The sequence below is a fragment of the Acinetobacter sp. FDAARGOS_558 genome (genome assembly GCF_003937785.1).
GTDB lineage: Bacteria > Pseudomonadota > Gammaproteobacteria > Pseudomonadales > Moraxellaceae > Acinetobacter > Acinetobacter baumannii.
On the sequence record NZ_RKJH01000001.1, the window covers coordinates 250,790 to 268,173 of the forward strand.

A 17,384-nucleotide genomic window follows, 5' to 3' on the forward strand; every position below is an offset into this window, starting at 1 on the left:
CTCAAAATTTACTTTATTTGGAGAATACTATGTCTAAATCGACAATCGTATCTCGTGGACTCATTCTTTCTACACTCTCAATTGCACTCGTTGCATGTGTCAATATGCAAGCGCCACAGCCTGCAATTACATCTCATATTCCTCAAAATTTTAGTCAAAATCATTCTGGAAAAACGATTGCAGAAAAAAGTTATAAAGAATTTATTTCTGATCCGAAATTAGTACAGGTCATTGAAATCAGTTTAAATAACAACCGTGATTTACGGACTGCTACGCTTAATATTGAACGTGTACAGCAAGAATACTAAATCACAAAGAATAGCCAGCTCCCAACCATTGGCGTAACGGGAAATGCAGTGCGGCAGGTTAGCCCATCGATTAACCCCAATAACCCAGTTTCTACATTTCAAGTTGGCTTGGGAATGACTGCTTATGAGCTAGATTTTTGGGGCCGTGTTCAAAATTTAAAAGATGCTGCATTAAATAACTATCTTGCAACTCAAAGCGCGAAAGAGGCTGTGCAAATTAGTTTAATCAGTAACATCACACAAGTCTGGTTAAATTATGCTTTTGCACAAGCCAATTTAAACCTTGCCGAGCAAACCTTAAAAGCACAAGTCGATGCTTATAATCTAAATAAGAAGCGCTTTGATGTCGGTATCGACAGTGAAGTGCCATTAAAACAAGCACAAATTTCGGTAGAGACTGCTAGAAATGATGTTGCAAATTATAAAACTCAGATCTTACAAGCAAAAAATTTACTAGATTTATTGGCAGGTTCTCCTATTCCTCAAAACTTACTTCCAAATGATGCAATTAAAAACATTACCCTTGAGAAGAATTTTGCAGCCGGTTTACCAAGTGATTTATTAAATCATCGTCCAGACCTTAAAGCTGCCGAATATGAGTTACGTGTTGCAGGAGCAAATATTGGTGCTGCTAAAGCACGGATGTTCCCAACCATAAGCCTGACAGGCTCGACGGGTTATGCATCGTCTGAACTGAAAGATTTATTTAAAACAGGCAATTTTGCATGGTCGATTGGACCTAATATCGATCTACCAATTTTTGATTGGGGAACAAGAAAAACTAATATTAAAATTGCAGAAACTGACCAGAAAATTGCTTTAGCTAAATATGAAAAAGCCATTCAATCAGCTTTTCGTGAAGTTAATGATGCGCTTGCTACACATGCGCATATTGGTGAACGATTAGACGCTCAGCGTCGCTTAGTCTCTGCGACTGCTGCAACCTATAAACTATCTATGGCGCGCTACAGAGCGGGCGTGGATAGCTATTTTACGGTTTTAGATGCCCAACGTTCTGCTTACGCAGCACAGCAAGGCTTGCTTGCGCTTGAGCAAATGCAATTAAATAACCAGATTGAACTCTATAAAGTTTTAGGAGGAGGAACATCAAAAGTCTAATAAAGTTTCACTCTTAAAAAAATAAGCTGATAGAGGTATTCCAAATCAGCTTATTTTTGCTTTAGATGGTCTAATATTGCTATGAAATCATGTTATCTAACACGGGGACGAGCCAAGGCTTGAGTTAAAAAATTAATTTGGTCCTCTAAAATTTTTATTTGCCACGGTTCATTATAAAAATCAAAATGATCAATCGGATATTCAAGTAATTTAACTTCTCCATTTGCTAAGCTTGCCGACTTGCGAGCAGCTTCAGGAGGAGTAACTTGATCATTTGAACCCACTTGTACCAATAAAGGACACTTTATTTGATGGGCGAAATTAATGGGCCGGTTTCTTGCAACCTCTAAAGCAGTTCGTGCACATACTTCATTCCTCCATGTTGGCCCAGCCATGGCTTTATAGGAGATCTCCGAGCCAGGTGTACTAATGATGGCCGCCGTGCCCGGTTGACCCACGATTGGAATAAGATGCGCTTTTTGGCCTAAAAGAGAATAAGCTAAATCTTTTAGTCCATGAGCGACTGCAACGGTTAATTGTTTTAGACCACCGTAACGGCAGATTTGTGAGAGGGCAGCTAAACCATCCGTAGCCGGGTTCATAGAGATTACTGCAGATATTTTCTGATCTTGGGCCGCAGCGACCAGAACATGCCCTCCAGAATAAGACGTCCCCCAAAGCGCTATACGGTTTCGGTCAATATTTGGCAAACTTCGTACTGCTGCGATTGCTGCATGGTAATCTTCTCGCTGATTTTTATAGGAAACATTCTGTCTTGGAAAACCACCAGATTCTCCAAAACCACGATAATCAAATATAAATGTATCAAAACCCGCTTTACTCAATGGTTCTGCGAAATTTAATAAACCGGTATCTTTGGTGCCTCCGAAGCCATTTGCCATGACTACACAGGGCCGCCCACGAGAGTTCATATACTTATCTGTTGTGGCAGGAATATACCATGCCGAGCATGTAATCCCTTTACTGATAAATTTAATATTTTCCATAATATTGTGCTCATGTATTTAGTCCCTTATTTAGGCTCCAGATCCGATAAATAAGAGACTAAAATGCTGATTAAAGGAGATTAAGCGTTGACCATCAATTCTTCTGAAGATGGTTCCGTAACGACAGCTAACTTTTTCTTGGGAACCAATGCAGTGAACTTTAATTCCTTATCACACACAGGCCCTTTATTGAGCCGCTCAAAGTCAACCTTATAATCATGTTGTAGTGTCCAAGGACCTTCGGTCCCTGCCATTGGGAATTGTGCCAAACCACGTTGAACATAACCTGGGCTCAAATCAACAAAAGGAACCCGTTTCATGGTTTTATTATGAATAACCGGTATAAATGTTCCGTATTTATTCTCATCCATATAGTCAAGGAGACGACAGAAATGTTGCCATACCAGATCTACTTTTAAGGTCCATGCAATATTGGTATAACCAAATGCAAAGGCAAAATTAGGTATATCTGACAGCATCATAGATTTAAATATTGTCGTGTCTGGATAATTAATTTTCTTACCGTCAACGGTGAGTTGAATCTTACTAAATGCCAGCATGTTTAAGCCGGTTGCGGTAATAATAATATCTGCTTCTAGTACTTTTCCTGACTTCAGCAATATGCCTTCTTTGATAAAACGGTCAATATGATCAGTCACTACTGATGCTTTACCAGATGAAATCGCTTTAAACATATCTCCATCTGGTACCACACACAAACGCTCATCCCAAGGATTATATTTGGGTGAGAAATGCGTTGATACATCAAAATCTTTAGGTAATCTGCGCCGTACATCTGCAATGAGTAGATGACGCATTACCTTTGGAAAGCGGTGGCATAGTTTGTAAATCCCGCGGCTAATGGCAATATTTTTACGTCGTATAATTTCATACGCTCGTTGCGGTGATAAAACTGTATTTAAAGCAACTGCAATAGGATCGACACTCGGCATAGCAACGACATAGCCAGGTGATCTTTGAAGCATAGTAATATGCTCAACGTCTTTTGCCATAGCTGGGATTAATGTCACTGCTGTAGCACCACTACCAATGACGACTACTTTTTTACCTGAATAATCTAGATTTTCCGGCCAATGTTGTGGGTGGACAATTTGTCCTTTGAATTCTTCTGTGCCCTTAAAGTCAGGGGTATATCCATTGTTATAGTCATAATAACCTGTACCCATGAGTAAGAAGCGAGAACGTAAGGTAACTAAACTTTTTTGATCTTTCTGTTTGACTTTAACGGTCCAGATTCCTTCATTCGATGAGAATTCTGCACTGGTTACATAGCTGCCAAATTGAATATACTGGTCAATACCATTTTCTGTAACAGTTTCATGCAAATAATCACAGATCATTTGTGCGCTACCGAAAGTCTTTTTTTGCGTCCATGGCTTAAAGCCAAAGGCAAAAGACTGCATATCTGAATCTGAGCGAATCCCTGGATAGCGAAATAGACTCCAAGTCCCGCCAATATCATCACGACCTTCAAGAATAATAAAGGTTGAATTGGGTCTATATTTCTTTAAATGGTAGGCTGCGCTGATACCAGCAATCCCAGCGCCAATAATAAGAACTTCTGCATCCAAAGATTGAGTAAAATCCGTTTTTCTATTCATGATATTCACCCTGCTAATTTTTGAGCTAATGCATGTGTGATGCTTGCAGCAGTTTCAATACCAGACTCTAGAGCACCTTCGATACCGCCCATGCTCATTGTTGCAATATCTCCTCCTGCGAAATAGATATTCCCATGAGGTTTACGCATGAGTGGAGCAGCATCGGACAAATGCCCAGGGCGATAGTGTACCCATGTGCCTTGTGCATAAGGATCTTTAGCCCAGTTATGTGATGCGATGTCAAGCACTTCAATGTCGGGCTTAAACATCTGTAAAGCTTTTTGAACACCTTCAATATCGTTCACATCTATAGTTGACTCGTCAGAAATAAAACAGACTAAAATTGAGTCATCTCCATGTTCATATTCAACTCGAACGGTATTGATTGGGTTTTGCTCAACTGGCACAAATGCAATAAATGGCTCGATTTTTCCACGTACACGTGCCCATAATTTAGCAGTACGCATTGGATGTTTTGCAACAATCATATCCCGAGCAGGTTTATTAACCTCAGGTGTAATTTTGATGTCAGATAAAACATTTAATGGAACAGCAACAAGGGCTTTTTTTGTCAAAATCTTTTCACCAGATTGAGTCGTAATAACAACCTGTTCACCTTGATCATCAATGGCTGCAACTGGAGTTGTAAGTCGTAATTCAGCACCTGAATCATTATAAATAGCTCTTACGAGTTTTTGTGTTCCACCGGCAATTGGCCAAGACCCTGCTACTTCAAAGAACGCACCCCAATTTCCAAAATAGGTAGCTGCCCAGAATAAGAGCTGTGCGACTCCTTGCTCATCCCAAGAGTGAACAAGTGTTGATAATAGGCCGTCTAAAACGTCACGTTCATAAGTTGATAAATTTAAGGTATCAAGACGATCTCTTAATGTTTGTTTTTCAATATCACTCGTATCGATAGCATTTACATCATAAGGAAGAGGGAACCACTGACGAGCGTCATTAAAGAAAGCTGTTAATAATGGTTCAGCAATAGCAGCATATTCAGCTTGAGTTCCCGTGTGTAGTTTCCCGTCTGCAAACCAAACCGTTTTATCAACTTCTGTAGGAGGATTTAAGCCAATTCCGTAGCGTTGTAGTTCTCTCCAAATATAAGGTTGAGTCCAGTGTGAGTAACCACCACCAAATTCAACTTGTCGGCCAAATGCTTCACCTGTATAGGTTCGGCCACCAATACGGTCACGTGCCTCTAATAAAACAACCTTATGACCTGCATTACTTAAATCCCGTGCTGCAACAACACCTGCACATCCAGCGCCAATTACTGCTATATCATAATCATACTTTTTCATAGCACACTCTCCACAATCTCAGCACGAGGTGTTCCTACACGTTCAAGGGCAGTGTAGAAAGCTTCTGGTTCAGCCCAGTCTTCTGGGGCGAAAGTTCCGCTACGTTTACCTGTTTCATCGAGCGCTAATACCATGAATGCAGCACAAGCCGTCCCTGTAATAGCGGCCATATCGCGCATTAAATAGGAATCTTCACCTGATTTAACAGTTCTTCTGATTGCAACTGCTGGTCTACCATTTTTAGTTCCGTAGACTCGAGCTAATAAACCGCCTTTATATGGATAGGTTTTTCCTATAGCAGATTTTGTCAAAAACTCGACCATGGCAGAGAATGAGGATTCTTTACGTTTAACTTGGCCGATCATGCCACTGATTGCAGCTTTCCAGCCTTTAGCTGAACCTAATTTGTTATTAAGTAGATCTTCAAGGAAGTCCACACCTTCTTTTACTGTCATTTCACCATGATGAACAGCTAAGCCAACTCCACGTCCTAGTCCATTAAATGGGGCAGGGTGTAAACCACCTAAACAACGGATACGTTGAGCAGTTGGATATTTGCGTGGCAAAGTAACTGGTTCTGGATGAGCTGTTTCATACATTAATATTTCACCCAACCCACCTCCCATCGGTGCAGTGCCTGTTTCGACAAAAGTTTCGTGATTAACACGTTTGCCATTTTCCCAAGTAAGACAATCACCCGCCGTGATATGTAAGAAATGTTCAAGTACGGCACGACCAATACCTGGGCGTTCGTCACCAACCATCCAGCAACAATCAATATTTTCAACGGTATCTAGCTCATTTGCGGCATCTACCACTAACACATTTGCCATACCTGGTGAGGCACCACAACCTACATAGATTGGAATACCTGCTTCTTTTGCTTTTTCATGTAAAGATAACGCATGTTCAGTACTTTCAACGTCATCATCAAAATCTAAGTAAGGAACTTTTGCTTCTAAACATGCTTCAATGACAGGCGCTGAAGTTCGAATGTATGGGCCTGCTCCAAGTACAACTAAATCAGCACCATTAACCACAGCTTGTAAACTTTCTTTGTCATACAAATCTAAATGCTGTGTAGTTGCTAGCCCTTGAGGGAGTTTTTCAACAAGATTTGAAAGTAATTCAGGACGAATGTCACATAGTACAAGTTCCCAATCACCTTTGGCTTTAGCAAAACGCTCGATCGCTAAACGACACATTTCACCTGCTGCGCCAATAAATATAATACGGCGACTCATATAAATTCTCCTTAGAATCGGCAACCCATGCCGATTATGATTTTTATTTATTTCCATAGTTCCAAAGTTCCCTGGAACGAATGTTTATGACGTCTCACTTTGCTGAGATGACTTAGTGAAAGGAAACGCCGTTAATTATTTTTAATCCAATAATTACACTATGTCAATGACACATTGTAATTATTGAAATTTAATTAAATTCAGTAGGTTATACTTGTTTTAATTTTTGAATCATAGAATTAAAAATTATTTTTATCTAATAAAATCAATTGATTGAATAGAAAATAATAAATTTAAGGAATACTTTAAAAATTTAGTTATTTAAAAAGTTTTATTAGAATCCAGTTTGGTTTTTCACTTACCCGCTTGTTCAGGGAAGAAGGATTGTTCTACACTTACATAGTGTCAATAAATTAAAAAGTAACTCGTAATTATGACTGTGAATCGCCGACGTCCTAAACATGACCCGAAAGAATCTGAAAGGGAAATTTTAAATGCTGCAGAAAAATTTTTAAGTGAACGACCATTTCGTGAACTAAATGTAGATGAAGTGATGAAGCTTACTGGACTTAAGCGTCCAGCTTTTTATGTACATTTTCGTGATAAATATGACTTAGCTTTACGTGTTGTTCAGGACATTGGTCAGGAATTATTTACATTAGCCAATCATTGGTTAAAGGGAAATAATTTTCCGGAAGATTCTCTTCAGGCATTACAAGGAATAGTCAATGTTTATCAGAAGCATGGTGCTGTTTTACGAGCTTTATCAGATGCAGCAGGAGCGGATGAGCGGGTTGAGCAAATTTATCGATCTTTAATACAAGATTTTATTACAGCTACAGCACGCCATATATGTGAAGAACAGGAAAATGGGCGTATTAGCTTAGAACTGAATGTAGATGAAACTGCTCGTGCATTAGTATGGTTAGAAGAACGCTATTTATCAGAAGCATTTGGCCGTACACCTCAAGCTGATCCTATAGTTGTTGTACAGGTCTTGCATAATATTTGGATTTCTACACTTTATCGTACTAATTAAAAATATTAGCTATAACTTGATGAATGCTCAAAAGGAATTGCTCATTCATTTTTATAATTAAAATATATATTTAATATTTAAGATAATTTTTAAAAATATTTTTCATCCTTTCTCAATCTCTTAAATACAAACTAAATTTCAATCTAAAATTACACAGTGTCATTGACATAGTGTAATTGTTAAAGCAATATATATTCAGCTCTACGATTTCGTACGCATTGCTATAAAGCACTCAACATTTTTTCAGGGAAGAAATTATGTACTGAGTATGCGATAGCCTTTTTTTGGAAAAAATTAATAGGCGAAAGTGTGGGTACGTGGGCTGAGCAATATCAAATATCAAAGGAAGGAACATTAGATGAATAATATTCCACATGCAAATAAGTCATTCTGGCTAGCCCACTCAGGCGAATATATTCCATCACCACCTCTTAGAGGTAGCATTGATATAGATGTGGTGATTATTGGAGGAGGGTTTACTGGATTATCTACTGCTTATCACATAAGAAAAGTGGATTCTGCTGCAACAGTGGCTGTTCTTGAAGGCGAATGTGTAGCATTTGGTGCTTCAGGCCGTACCTCTGGCTGGGTTGTGCCAGTTCCAGTACTTGATCCCACTACTGCAAAAGTACTTTATGGAAAAGAAAGATTAACTGAACTTCAAAATTTCGCATGGAATGGTCTGGACTATGTGCAGGACTTAATCAAACGCGAAAATATGGATAGCGATTTTGAAATGCCTGGTGTGACATTTACTACACTTCGCGGCCATGAAAAAAGATTAGAGCACTTTACTAAATATTGGCAAGATCAACCTCGCTCTAAAGACAGCGTCTATATGGATAGAGCTACAGTAAGCCAAGCTCTAAATAGTGATGCATTTTCTGGTGGATGCCGAATGCCACATTCTGGGCAAGTCAACCCTGTAAAGCATTCTCGAGAACTAAAGCGAATTGCAGAACAGGCTGGTGCACAAATTTTTGAGCAAACGCCAGTATTGGATATAGAAGATAAGGAAACGTTCTTTATTCTCAAAACTCCAGAAGGAGAGGTTAGAGCTAAACATATTGTATTAGGTACCAATGGTTTTACTCATTTATTGCCACCAGAATTGGGGCTAAAACGCGCCCAACTTCCAATGTTTGTATATCAGTTAATTACCGAACCTTTAACTGATGAAGATTGGAAAGCGCTTGGATGGAAACATCGTGGTCAGTTTTATGACAAAACAACCTATTGTCCTCCAACCTGTAGAACGACTGTAGATGGAAGATTGCAATTTAACCTATGTGATATCTATGTAGGAGAAGGGCGTTCTATGGATGAAGCACAGAAAGTGCAATTTTATGATGCCGCTGAGCGAATGTATAAAAAGGTATTTCCTGCATTTCAGAAATTAAAAATTGCTCAACGTTGGAGTGGTGCTTGTTCTATTCCTTTTGACGTAAGGTCTCAAGTGGGCACACTCCATAATGGTCGTATTTCTTATGCCTATGGATACAGTGGTGCAGGCGTAATGATGTCACAAAATTATGGCCGAATTTTAGCTGATCTTGCATTGCAACGTAAAACGGAGCTTACCGAGCATTGGTTTGTTGCCAATGGAGAAAAAGGACACGCTAAATTTAAACGTTTCCCATTAATTCCGGGTCTCATCGCTGCGCTACGTACTTATTTCGAATACGAACGAGTATCAGCACTTTCTAGGAGAAGACGCCTTGGACTCGATTAAACAATATGATGATGGGCACGTATTTACAGCGTGGGTTGCATTAATCGGCACAGTAATGGCTGCGACATGCCTGCTTTGTTTTCTTGCAGTTACTGGCTTTGATTTGCACCAAATATTTAAACCTGAATTTGCATTAACTTTGTCGGCAAAAGACCAAGCTCTTTTCAGAACCTCAATGATTTCTGATTGTTTTGGGTTTTATCTTCCTTTTCTGGCTGTAGGTGTATATCTGTGGAGAAAGCTACGTCCTTCAGGTGGATTATTGTCGGATATAGCTATTTTATTCCTTGTGATTTCAACAATGTTAGGTATAACAGGGGCTGCTTTACAAGCCTCCGTGTTAGGACCACTTGCTGAAACATATATGTCTGGAAATGAAATAGCTAAGCAGGCAGCGGGCACAGTTTGGGCCACTATTTCGCAAGGCTCTCAAAATGGTTTATGGCCAATGGAAGGACCGACAATAGGTTTTTGGGCAATAGTCAATGGACTACTTTTGAGAAAAAATAAATCCGTATTAGGTTTCCCACTGGTTCTGGTTGGCTTGGGATATGTTGGATTTGCTGTGCTTCTTTTCTCAGGCTTTTCTCAAGCGGCTTTATTCCTTGAACTGTTCTTATTACCAGTGCAAGTAGTTTGGTTAGGTATTTTCGGTTTGAGTTTATTACAAAGATAGATGTAAAGAATTTTAGAGCCATATGATGAAATATGGCTCTAAGAATAAAAAACTATCCTAAGGATTTAGGGAAATAACAACCAAAAAGGATATAGGTATGAATGAGATAACAACTAAAAAGGCAAATCCGATTTTATTAGGCGTACTTGGTGTATTCGTTAGCAATATCAGTCACGCTTCAGCACTTGAACAATCGGGCCAATCTATCTTGCCATTTCTTGAAAATGGAAATTATGCAGAAGCAAATTTATTTGCAGTTGATGCATCTGTTTCTGGCATAGTCAATGATAGAGCCGATCTTGTAAGAGATCATCAAAGTCGAGATACAGGTGATATCGCAGAAAGTACGCAATTTTATACAGCTGCAATAAAGTTACAACTCACAGATCGTTTAGGTTTTGGTGTGCTATATGATCAACCTTTTTCAGCAGACATCAAATATCCGGCACGTTTTAATAATAGCTCTGTACACGACAAAAATAGATAACTCATTGAAATAATGTCACAATAATTGTTTTCTAACGACGAATACTATGACACATCTCAATGAGTTATATCTTATCTTAAACAAATCTCTAAAATGGAACAAGTCACATTTAAAGTGCTTTGCGCTCATCATGCTTGTGATTATTTTAAAGCAAACATGTAATCTTTCTTCTGCATCTAAAGCCTTGCCCATCAAGTGTTTACCACAATCATTTTATCGACGTATGCAGCGCTTCTTTGCAGGTCAGTATTTTGATTATCGTCAAATTTCTCAGTTGATTTTCAATATGTTTTCATTCGACCAAGTGCAACTGACTTTAGATAGAACCAATTGGAAATGGGGAAAACGAAATATTAATATCCTGATGCTCGCAATCGTTTATCGTGGAATAGCGATACCTATCCTTTGGACATTGCTTAATAAACGTGGAAATTCAGATACGAAAGAGCGTATTGCTTTGATTCAACGCTTTATAGCCATTTTTGGTAAAGACCGTATTGTGAATGTGTTCGCAGACAGAGAGTTTATCGGTGAGCAGTGGTTTACATGGTTAATTGAACAAGACATCAACTTCTGCATTCGTGTTAAAAAAACTTCATTGTCACCAATCATTTAGGAAAGAATCATAAAATTAGTGATTTATTTCGCCATCTTAAAGTTGGTCAAATTGAATGTCGTAAACGACGGATTTTGGTTGGTCGGGTGAAACTATATATAAGTGCACTACAGTTAGAAAATGGAGAGCTTTTACTCGTCGTTTCTCCTCAGTTTAATGCCAATGCTATTCAGGATTATGCATTACGCTGGGAAATTGAAACCTTATTCAGTTGTCTCAAAGGACGCGGGTTTAATCTTGAAAATACGCGCTTGACAGACCCTAGACGAGTGAAAAAATTGATTGCGGTGTTAGCTATAAGCTTCTGTTGGTGTTACTTAACGGGTGAATGGCAACATAATCAAAAAAAAGCGATAAAAATAAAGAAGCATGGACGACTCTCAATGAGTTTATTTCGCTATGGTTTAGACTATGTTCAAATGGCGATTCAGCGTTTAATTGGTTTTGGGAAAAAAGAAGAGTTTAAGGAAATTTTGGCAATTTTAAGAAAGCAGAATCCTGATAGGATAAGGGTTCTGTGAAATTTGTCGTGTACAGAGTAATAATAGTTATTTTGATAATGATATTAGCCATGAAGGTACATCAGTAAAAGCTGATACTCAAAATTTAAGTTTATTATTCGGATATTCTCCATATCAGCATTTTCAAATTTATGGTGGACCTGTTTATCAAACTGTAAAAGCAAATGTAGCGCTTAGAGGTAATGCCTATACTCAGGCTTTTAATGGCTATAATGCTAAGTTTAAACAACAAGGTGAAGTTGGTTGGTTGTTGGGAGGGAGCTATCAACTACCTGATATAGCATTAAAAGCAGCAATTACATATCGCTCTAAAATCAAATATCAATTTCAAGTGGAAGAAGATATTTTTGGTGAACCATTAAAACTTGTTGAAAATGAGAAAACCCAATTAGAGACTCCAGCATCATTAAATATTGATTTTCAAACAGGTATTTCTGAAAAATCACTTGTTTATATGAATTTAAGATGGGTGAATTGGAAAGAGTTTGAAACTCGTCCTCCACAATATGGAGCTCTTTCTGAAATTTTAATGAAAGAATTAACCAATGGCGAATATATTCAAGGATTCAAGCTCGATTCTTACCAAAACGATCAATATAGTGCAACTTTAGGAATTGCACACCAATTTACAGAAAAATGGAGTACTTCAACAGATGTAAGTTGGGATTCAGGTACAGGTAATCCTGCATCAACGATGGGACCTATAAAAGGTTCATGGTCACTTGGTTTAGGCGTCCAGTTTAACCCAGCTAAAAACTACTTTATAACTGGTAGTTTAAAATATTTTTGGCTAGGTGATACTAAAACTGAAGATGGGACTTATTACTTGCCAATAGAGGGAATCAAGCCATACGCAGAACAGGCAAATTTCAAAAATAACCATGCAATTGCTTATGGTTTGAAGTTTGGATATTGGTTTTAAGAAGGGTCGATAAAGCCTTATACAATGGCAGTGAACAGCATTGTGTAAGGCTCTGCTTGTTAAGTATGCCTAGGACACTTAACCAAACTATGCTTATCACAGTGAAGATCAAGTGTCATACTAATATATAGAGTAGCAAAGCCTTATATATGGTAGGTTTCCAAATCTTTTATTTAACTTATGTTTACCTAAAGTTTGATTCATAAGAATTCATGTATTTATATCAATTAAATTGAATAACTTAGAGTGCTAAATTGATAGCTTTAAAATATTTAGTTCATGAACCTAGCTCTGAGTACATATTTTCCTACTAAAAAAGCTCTTAAGAAGAGACTAAATTTGTCTAAGAATGTGATGCACCATAAGACCGAACATGAGTCTAATCCGACTATGGTGGATCAACGTAAAGGTTATAATCTGTATATTTATTCACCATACTGAATGTAATTTTTATTGACTTTTTATCTTGATTGGTACTTAATGTAAACGTTTACATTTGGAGTGTATCAAGATGCGTGAGTATCAAAACTGGATTAATGGACAATCTTCTGCGCCATCAACTTCTGAATATATCGTGAGAACTTCTCCAGCAGATGGTACTGCTTTAGCTAAGTTTCCACGTAGTGGACAAGAGGATGTCGATATTGCAGTAGCTAAAGCTCAGGAATTACATCTTTCTGGTCAATGGTCAAATTTAGCAGCCTCAGAGCGTGCAAAACTACTTAATAAATTCGCAGATTTAATTGAAAAGAATTCTGAAAGTTTGGCAAAAATTGAAGCTGAAGAAGTAGGGAAGCCAATATTTTATGCCAGAGGCGAAATTCTATGGGCTGCTGAATTAGTTAAGTTCGCTGCTTCTTTAGCATGGCAAATTCCAGGTGAGGCACACACACATTTAGGTGAAAACAAACTAGGTTTAGTTACACGTGAAGCTCGTGGTGTAGTAGGTCTTATTGTTCCTTGGAACTTCCCATTAGTATGCCTTTTTCAAAAACTTCCATATGCATTAGCAGCAGGATGTCCAGTTGTTATCAAACCTTCTGAATTTACATCGGGAACAGCTTTAGAAGTTGCAAAACTTGCTAAAGAAGCAGGCTTGCCTGATGGTTTGATTAATATTGTTTGTGGTCGTGGTTCTATTATTGGCGATGCTTTAACCCGTCATCCAGATGTAAAAATGATTTCATTTACTGGCTCTACTGGTGTTGGTAAAACAATCGCACGTTTGGCAGCAGATGACATGACTCGTGTAGCACTTGAACTAGGCGGGAAAGCGGCTAATGTCGTGTTTGCGGATGCTGATTTTGATGCAGCTCTAGATGGTGTTTTATTTGGTGTAATGCTAAATCAAGGTGAAGAATGTGTTGCTGGTACGCGTCTAATCATTGAGGAATCTATCGCAGATTCTTTTGTTGAAAAATTAGTAGAACGCGCGAAAAAACTTACCATTGGTCATCCACTTGATGAAAATACTCAAATTGGCCCATTAATTCATCAACAGCACTTTAACAAAGTACTTGAATACATCGAAATTGGCAAAAAAGAAGGCGCTAAGCTTGTATTAGATGGCTCTAAACCTGAAGGTGAAAATCTTAATGATGGTTATTATGTTGGGCCAACAATTTTTACCAATGTAAAACGTACAGATCGAATTTTCCAAGAAGAAATTTTTGGACCAGTACTTACCGTAACAACATTTAATTCAATTGAAGAAGCTGTTGATCTGGCTAATGATGTTGAATATGGCTTGGGTAATGGTCTTTGGACTAAAGATATTGATAAAGCTATCAATGTTTCTAAGCAACTTCAAAGTGGTACTGTGTATGTAAATACTTACTTAGAAGGAGCTGCACAATTACCATTTGGTGGATATAAACAAAGTGGTTATGGTCGTGAGAATGGTGTAGACGCTTTACTTGAATATATGGAAGTAAAATCTACATTTATTAAACTTGGCGCACGTACACCAGTTTTACCAAATACATTGTAATTGTTTTAATGAACAGGGACGTTCATTGCTTTAAAACTGGGATAGCAGGTATTACATGAACTTTAAACGAATGATTAATGTTGTAGGTGCTCATGCAGGCGGTGAGCGTAATGATGTGATTACTGGTGGTGTGCTCGACGTGCCAGGTCAAACAATGTTTGACAAAATGACATACTTACAAGAGCAGAAGGACGAAATTCGTAAACTCATTCTGCAAGAGCCTCGTGGTAATGTAACTCAGTGCGTTAATTTGGTTTTACCGTCTAATCATCCTAATGCAGATGCTGGCTTTGTGATTATGGAATCGGAATATTACGTTCCGATGTCGGGCACAAATACCATTTGTACTGTAACAGTGCTTCTTGAGACTGGCATGATTCCGATGGTTGAGCCAATTACAAGGTTTACTTTGGAAGCACCGGGTGGGCTCGTGGGAATCGAAGCTCGTTGTGAAAATGGTAAATGTATTGATGTTAAATTTAAAAATGTTCCATGCTTTGTTTTTGGTCTCGATAAATTCGTTGAGGTTGAAGGTTTAGGCACAGTTAAAGTTGATGTTTCATATGGTGGAATGATATATGCCATCGTAGATGCACAATCAGTTGGCTTTAGCCTTACTCCTGACGAAGCTGCAGATTTAGTTGAAGTGGGTGAGCGAATTAAAAAAGCGGCAGCACAACAAGTTCCTGCTATTCATCCAGAGCAACCGTTAATTCATACTATTAATCAGACATTATTTGCCGGTTCAATTTCGACAAATAATGAAGGTTTAAAAACTGCAAAGAATGCAGTGATTGTATCACCAGGACGTTTAGATCGTTCACCATGTGGTACAGGGACAAGTGCTAGATTAGCTGTAATGCATGCAAGAGGACAAATTGGCTTAAATGAAAAGTTTGTTCATGAGTCTGTAATTGGCAGTAAATTTACTGGAATTATTGAAGAAATTGGTTCTATTGCTGGCCAAACGAGTATTACTCCATCAATCACAGGTAGCGCTTGGATTACAGGTTTTTATCAACATGTATTGGATGCAAGTGATCCATTCCCGGAAGGTTTTACTCTTGGGGATACATGGAAGAAAGAACGTAATTAATTGATATGGATGTTTAAAATGCGCGACATATACGGAAGAACAGTACAATCAGCATATGACTATGTTGTGGTTGGTTCAGGATCAGCAGGAAGCGTTATCGCTGCACGTTTAGCTGAAGACAAAGATGTCAAAGTCCTGCTCCTTGAAGCAGGTCCGGTTGACGATAGTTTATATATTCGCATGCCAGCTGCCTTGGGTTTCCCTCTTACAGATGACCGTTTCAACTGGTACATGCATTCTGAAGAAGAACCAGAGTTAAATAACCGTAAGATTTATGAAGCCCGCGGTCGAGTACTCGGTGGTTCTTCATCAATCAACGGCATGAACTGGGTTCGTGGTAATCCATGGGATTACGATAACTGGGAAGCTTTAGGTGCTAAAGGCTGGAGCTATAAAGACTGCCTACCTTATTTCAAAAAAGCTGAATCTTTCGATAAAGGCGGCAATGAATACCGTGGTGACTCAGGTCCAATGAAAATTGAAACCTGTAAAGCAAATAACCCACTGTATCAAGCCTTTCTTGAAGCGGGTGTACAGGCAGGTTATGAACGTGTAGATGACCATAATGGTTACAAGCAAGAAGGCGTTCATATTACCCAACGTAATATCCATAAAGGTTTACGCTGGAATACATCACGTGCTTATATCCATGAAAATAAGGATATCAGCCGTTTGCATGTGTGTGACAAGTCACAAGTGACCCGTATTGAGTTCGATAAGAGGAAAGCTGTACGCATCCATTTCCATTGGCATGGTATGCCTCAGGTCATTGAGATTAAACGTGAGATTATTTTATCTGCCGGTGCCTTGCATACTCCACACATCCTGATGCTTTCAGGTATTGGTGACAAAGCCCATTTGAAAGAACATGGAATTGAATGTGTTGCTGACTTACCTGGCGTAGGCCAAGGACTTAAAGACCATGTGGCTGCACCGGTTCAATACCGTGCAACCCAAAATGTTTCGATTGCCAAAGAACTCACCTTGTTTGGTAAAGCAAAGCTGGGCGCTCAGTGGCAGTTCTTTAAGAAAGGTTTGGGTGCAACTAACTTCTTTGAAGTGGGTGCATTTATTCGAACTCGAGATGACATTAAAGTGCCTAACGTGCAGTTTGAGTTCATTCCATTATTAGGTGAATTCCAGCACGGTAGCGTCCAACTGGAAAATGGCTTCCAGTACTTCTTTAGCCTTATGCGTCCGACGAGTACCGGCCGAGTATGGTTAGGAAGTGCCGATCCGTTTGCAGCACCGAAATTCCGATTTAACTTCTTAAGCACAGAAGAAGACAGACGTGATGCCATTGATGCGGTTAAGGCAATCCGTAATGTTGTATCACAAAAGGCATGGGATCACTTACGTGGTGAAGAGGTTACACCGGGACCGAATGTACAGACAGATGAAGAAATTCTGGCAATGCTAAGAGACAATGCAGGTACCAACTATCATCCGTGCTGTACATGCCGTATGGGGCACGATGAAATGAGTGTGGTTGATGAGTTTGGCCGTGTTCATACCTTAGACAATGTGCGGATTGTGGATGCATCGATCATGCCTGAGATCCCGAGTGGTAATTTGAATGCACCGATCATTATGATGGCCGAAAAAATGGCCGATATTGTTAAAGGAGTTAAGCCTTTGACACTGAATCAACCTGTAGATTATTACAAACCGAATTGATTTTTTGTTTTATTT

Annotated in this window: 11 protein-coding genes and 3 pseudogenes; 10 read left to right on the top strand and 4 right to left on the bottom strand. The window is 38.8% G+C overall.

From position 1 onward, the window contains the following. Positions 1-29 precede the first annotated feature (29 nt). Positions 30-1,427: pseudogene (gene adeC, locus EGT34_RS01175) on the top strand (multidrug efflux RND transporter outer membrane channel subunit AdeC). Between the two features lie 92 nt (positions 1,428-1,519). Here the strand turns inward: adeC and EGT34_RS01180 are convergent. From EGT34_RS01180 to EGT34_RS01195, 4 genes are all read right to left on the bottom strand, one after another. After that, positions 1,520-2,434: an alpha/beta hydrolase gene (locus EGT34_RS01180; RefSeq protein ID WP_024437097.1), complete on the bottom strand. Its 915-nt coding sequence runs from the start codon at positions 2,432-2,434 to the stop codon at positions 1,520-1,522. An 80-nt stretch (positions 2,435-2,514) separates the two neighbouring features. Continuing rightward, on the bottom strand, positions 2,515-4,056 hold the full coding sequence (locus tag EGT34_RS01185) for a flavin-containing monooxygenase (RefSeq protein WP_024437096.1): 1,542 nt from the start codon (positions 4,054-4,056) through the stop codon (positions 2,515-2,517). Between the two features lie 5 nt (positions 4,057-4,061). After that, complete coding sequence (locus EGT34_RS01190) at positions 4,062-5,369, bottom strand: flavin monoamine oxidase family protein (RefSeq protein WP_024437095.1); 1,308 nt, start codon at positions 5,367-5,369, stop codon at positions 4,062-4,064. Next, positions 5,366-6,613, bottom strand: a complete 1,248-nt coding sequence (locus EGT34_RS01195) for a saccharopine dehydrogenase family protein (protein ID WP_024437094.1) — start codon at positions 6,611-6,613, stop codon at positions 5,366-5,368. The genes EGT34_RS01190 and EGT34_RS01195 overlap by 4 nt, the downstream gene beginning before the upstream one ends. Before the next feature lie 433 nt (positions 6,614-7,046). Between EGT34_RS01195 and EGT34_RS01200 the strand changes: the two genes are divergently transcribed. From EGT34_RS01200 to EGT34_RS01240, 9 genes and pseudogenes are all read left to right on the top strand, one after another. Further along, positions 7,047-7,652 (top strand): TetR/AcrR family transcriptional regulator, encoded by a 606-nt coding sequence (locus EGT34_RS01200; RefSeq protein WP_000217818.1) that lies wholly within the window; start codon positions 7,047-7,049, stop codon positions 7,650-7,652. Positions 7,653-8,010: 358 nt separating this feature from the next. Further along, positions 8,011-9,384 (top strand): NAD(P)/FAD-dependent oxidoreductase, encoded by a 1,374-nt coding sequence (locus EGT34_RS01205; RefSeq protein WP_024437093.1) that lies wholly within the window; start codon positions 8,011-8,013, stop codon positions 9,382-9,384. Next, positions 9,371-10,060 (top strand): hypothetical protein, encoded by a 690-nt coding sequence (locus tag EGT34_RS01210; RefSeq protein WP_000377263.1) that lies wholly within the window; start codon positions 9,371-9,373, stop codon positions 10,058-10,060. Before EGT34_RS01205 ends, EGT34_RS01210 begins: the two co-directional genes overlap by 14 nt. A gap of 97 nt (positions 10,061-10,157) precedes the next feature. Then, positions 10,158-10,523, top strand: a pseudogene (locus EGT34_RS01215) (transporter); the annotation flags it as partial. Positions 10,524-10,593: 70 nt separating this feature from the next. Beyond that, positions 10,594-11,684 (top strand): IS4-like element ISAba1 family transposase gene (locus EGT34_RS01220; RefSeq protein ID WP_085940648.1). Its coding sequence is split into 2 segments (ribosomal slippage): positions 10,594-11,134 and positions 11,134-11,684, totalling 1,092 coding nucleotides; the frame shifts between segments, so codons are not numbered across the junction. Positions 11,685-11,697: 13 nt separating this feature from the next. Further along, positions 11,698-12,606, top strand: a pseudogene (locus EGT34_RS01225) (transporter); the annotation flags it as partial. Between the two features lie 511 nt (positions 12,607-13,117). Further along, a complete protein-coding gene (locus EGT34_RS01230) occupies positions 13,118-14,596 on the top strand; it encodes an aldehyde dehydrogenase family protein (RefSeq protein WP_024433870.1) in 1,479 nt (492 codons plus the stop codon). 55 nt (positions 14,597-14,651) lie between these two features. Continuing rightward, positions 14,652-15,692 (top strand): proline racemase family protein, encoded by a 1,041-nt coding sequence (locus EGT34_RS01235; RefSeq protein ID WP_024437091.1) that lies wholly within the window; start codon positions 14,652-14,654, stop codon positions 15,690-15,692. Between the two features lie 18 nt (positions 15,693-15,710). Further along, positions 15,711-17,369 (top strand): choline dehydrogenase, encoded by a 1,659-nt coding sequence (locus EGT34_RS01240; RefSeq protein ID WP_032020784.1) that lies wholly within the window; start codon positions 15,711-15,713, stop codon positions 17,367-17,369. Positions 17,370-17,384 lie beyond the last annotated feature (15 nt).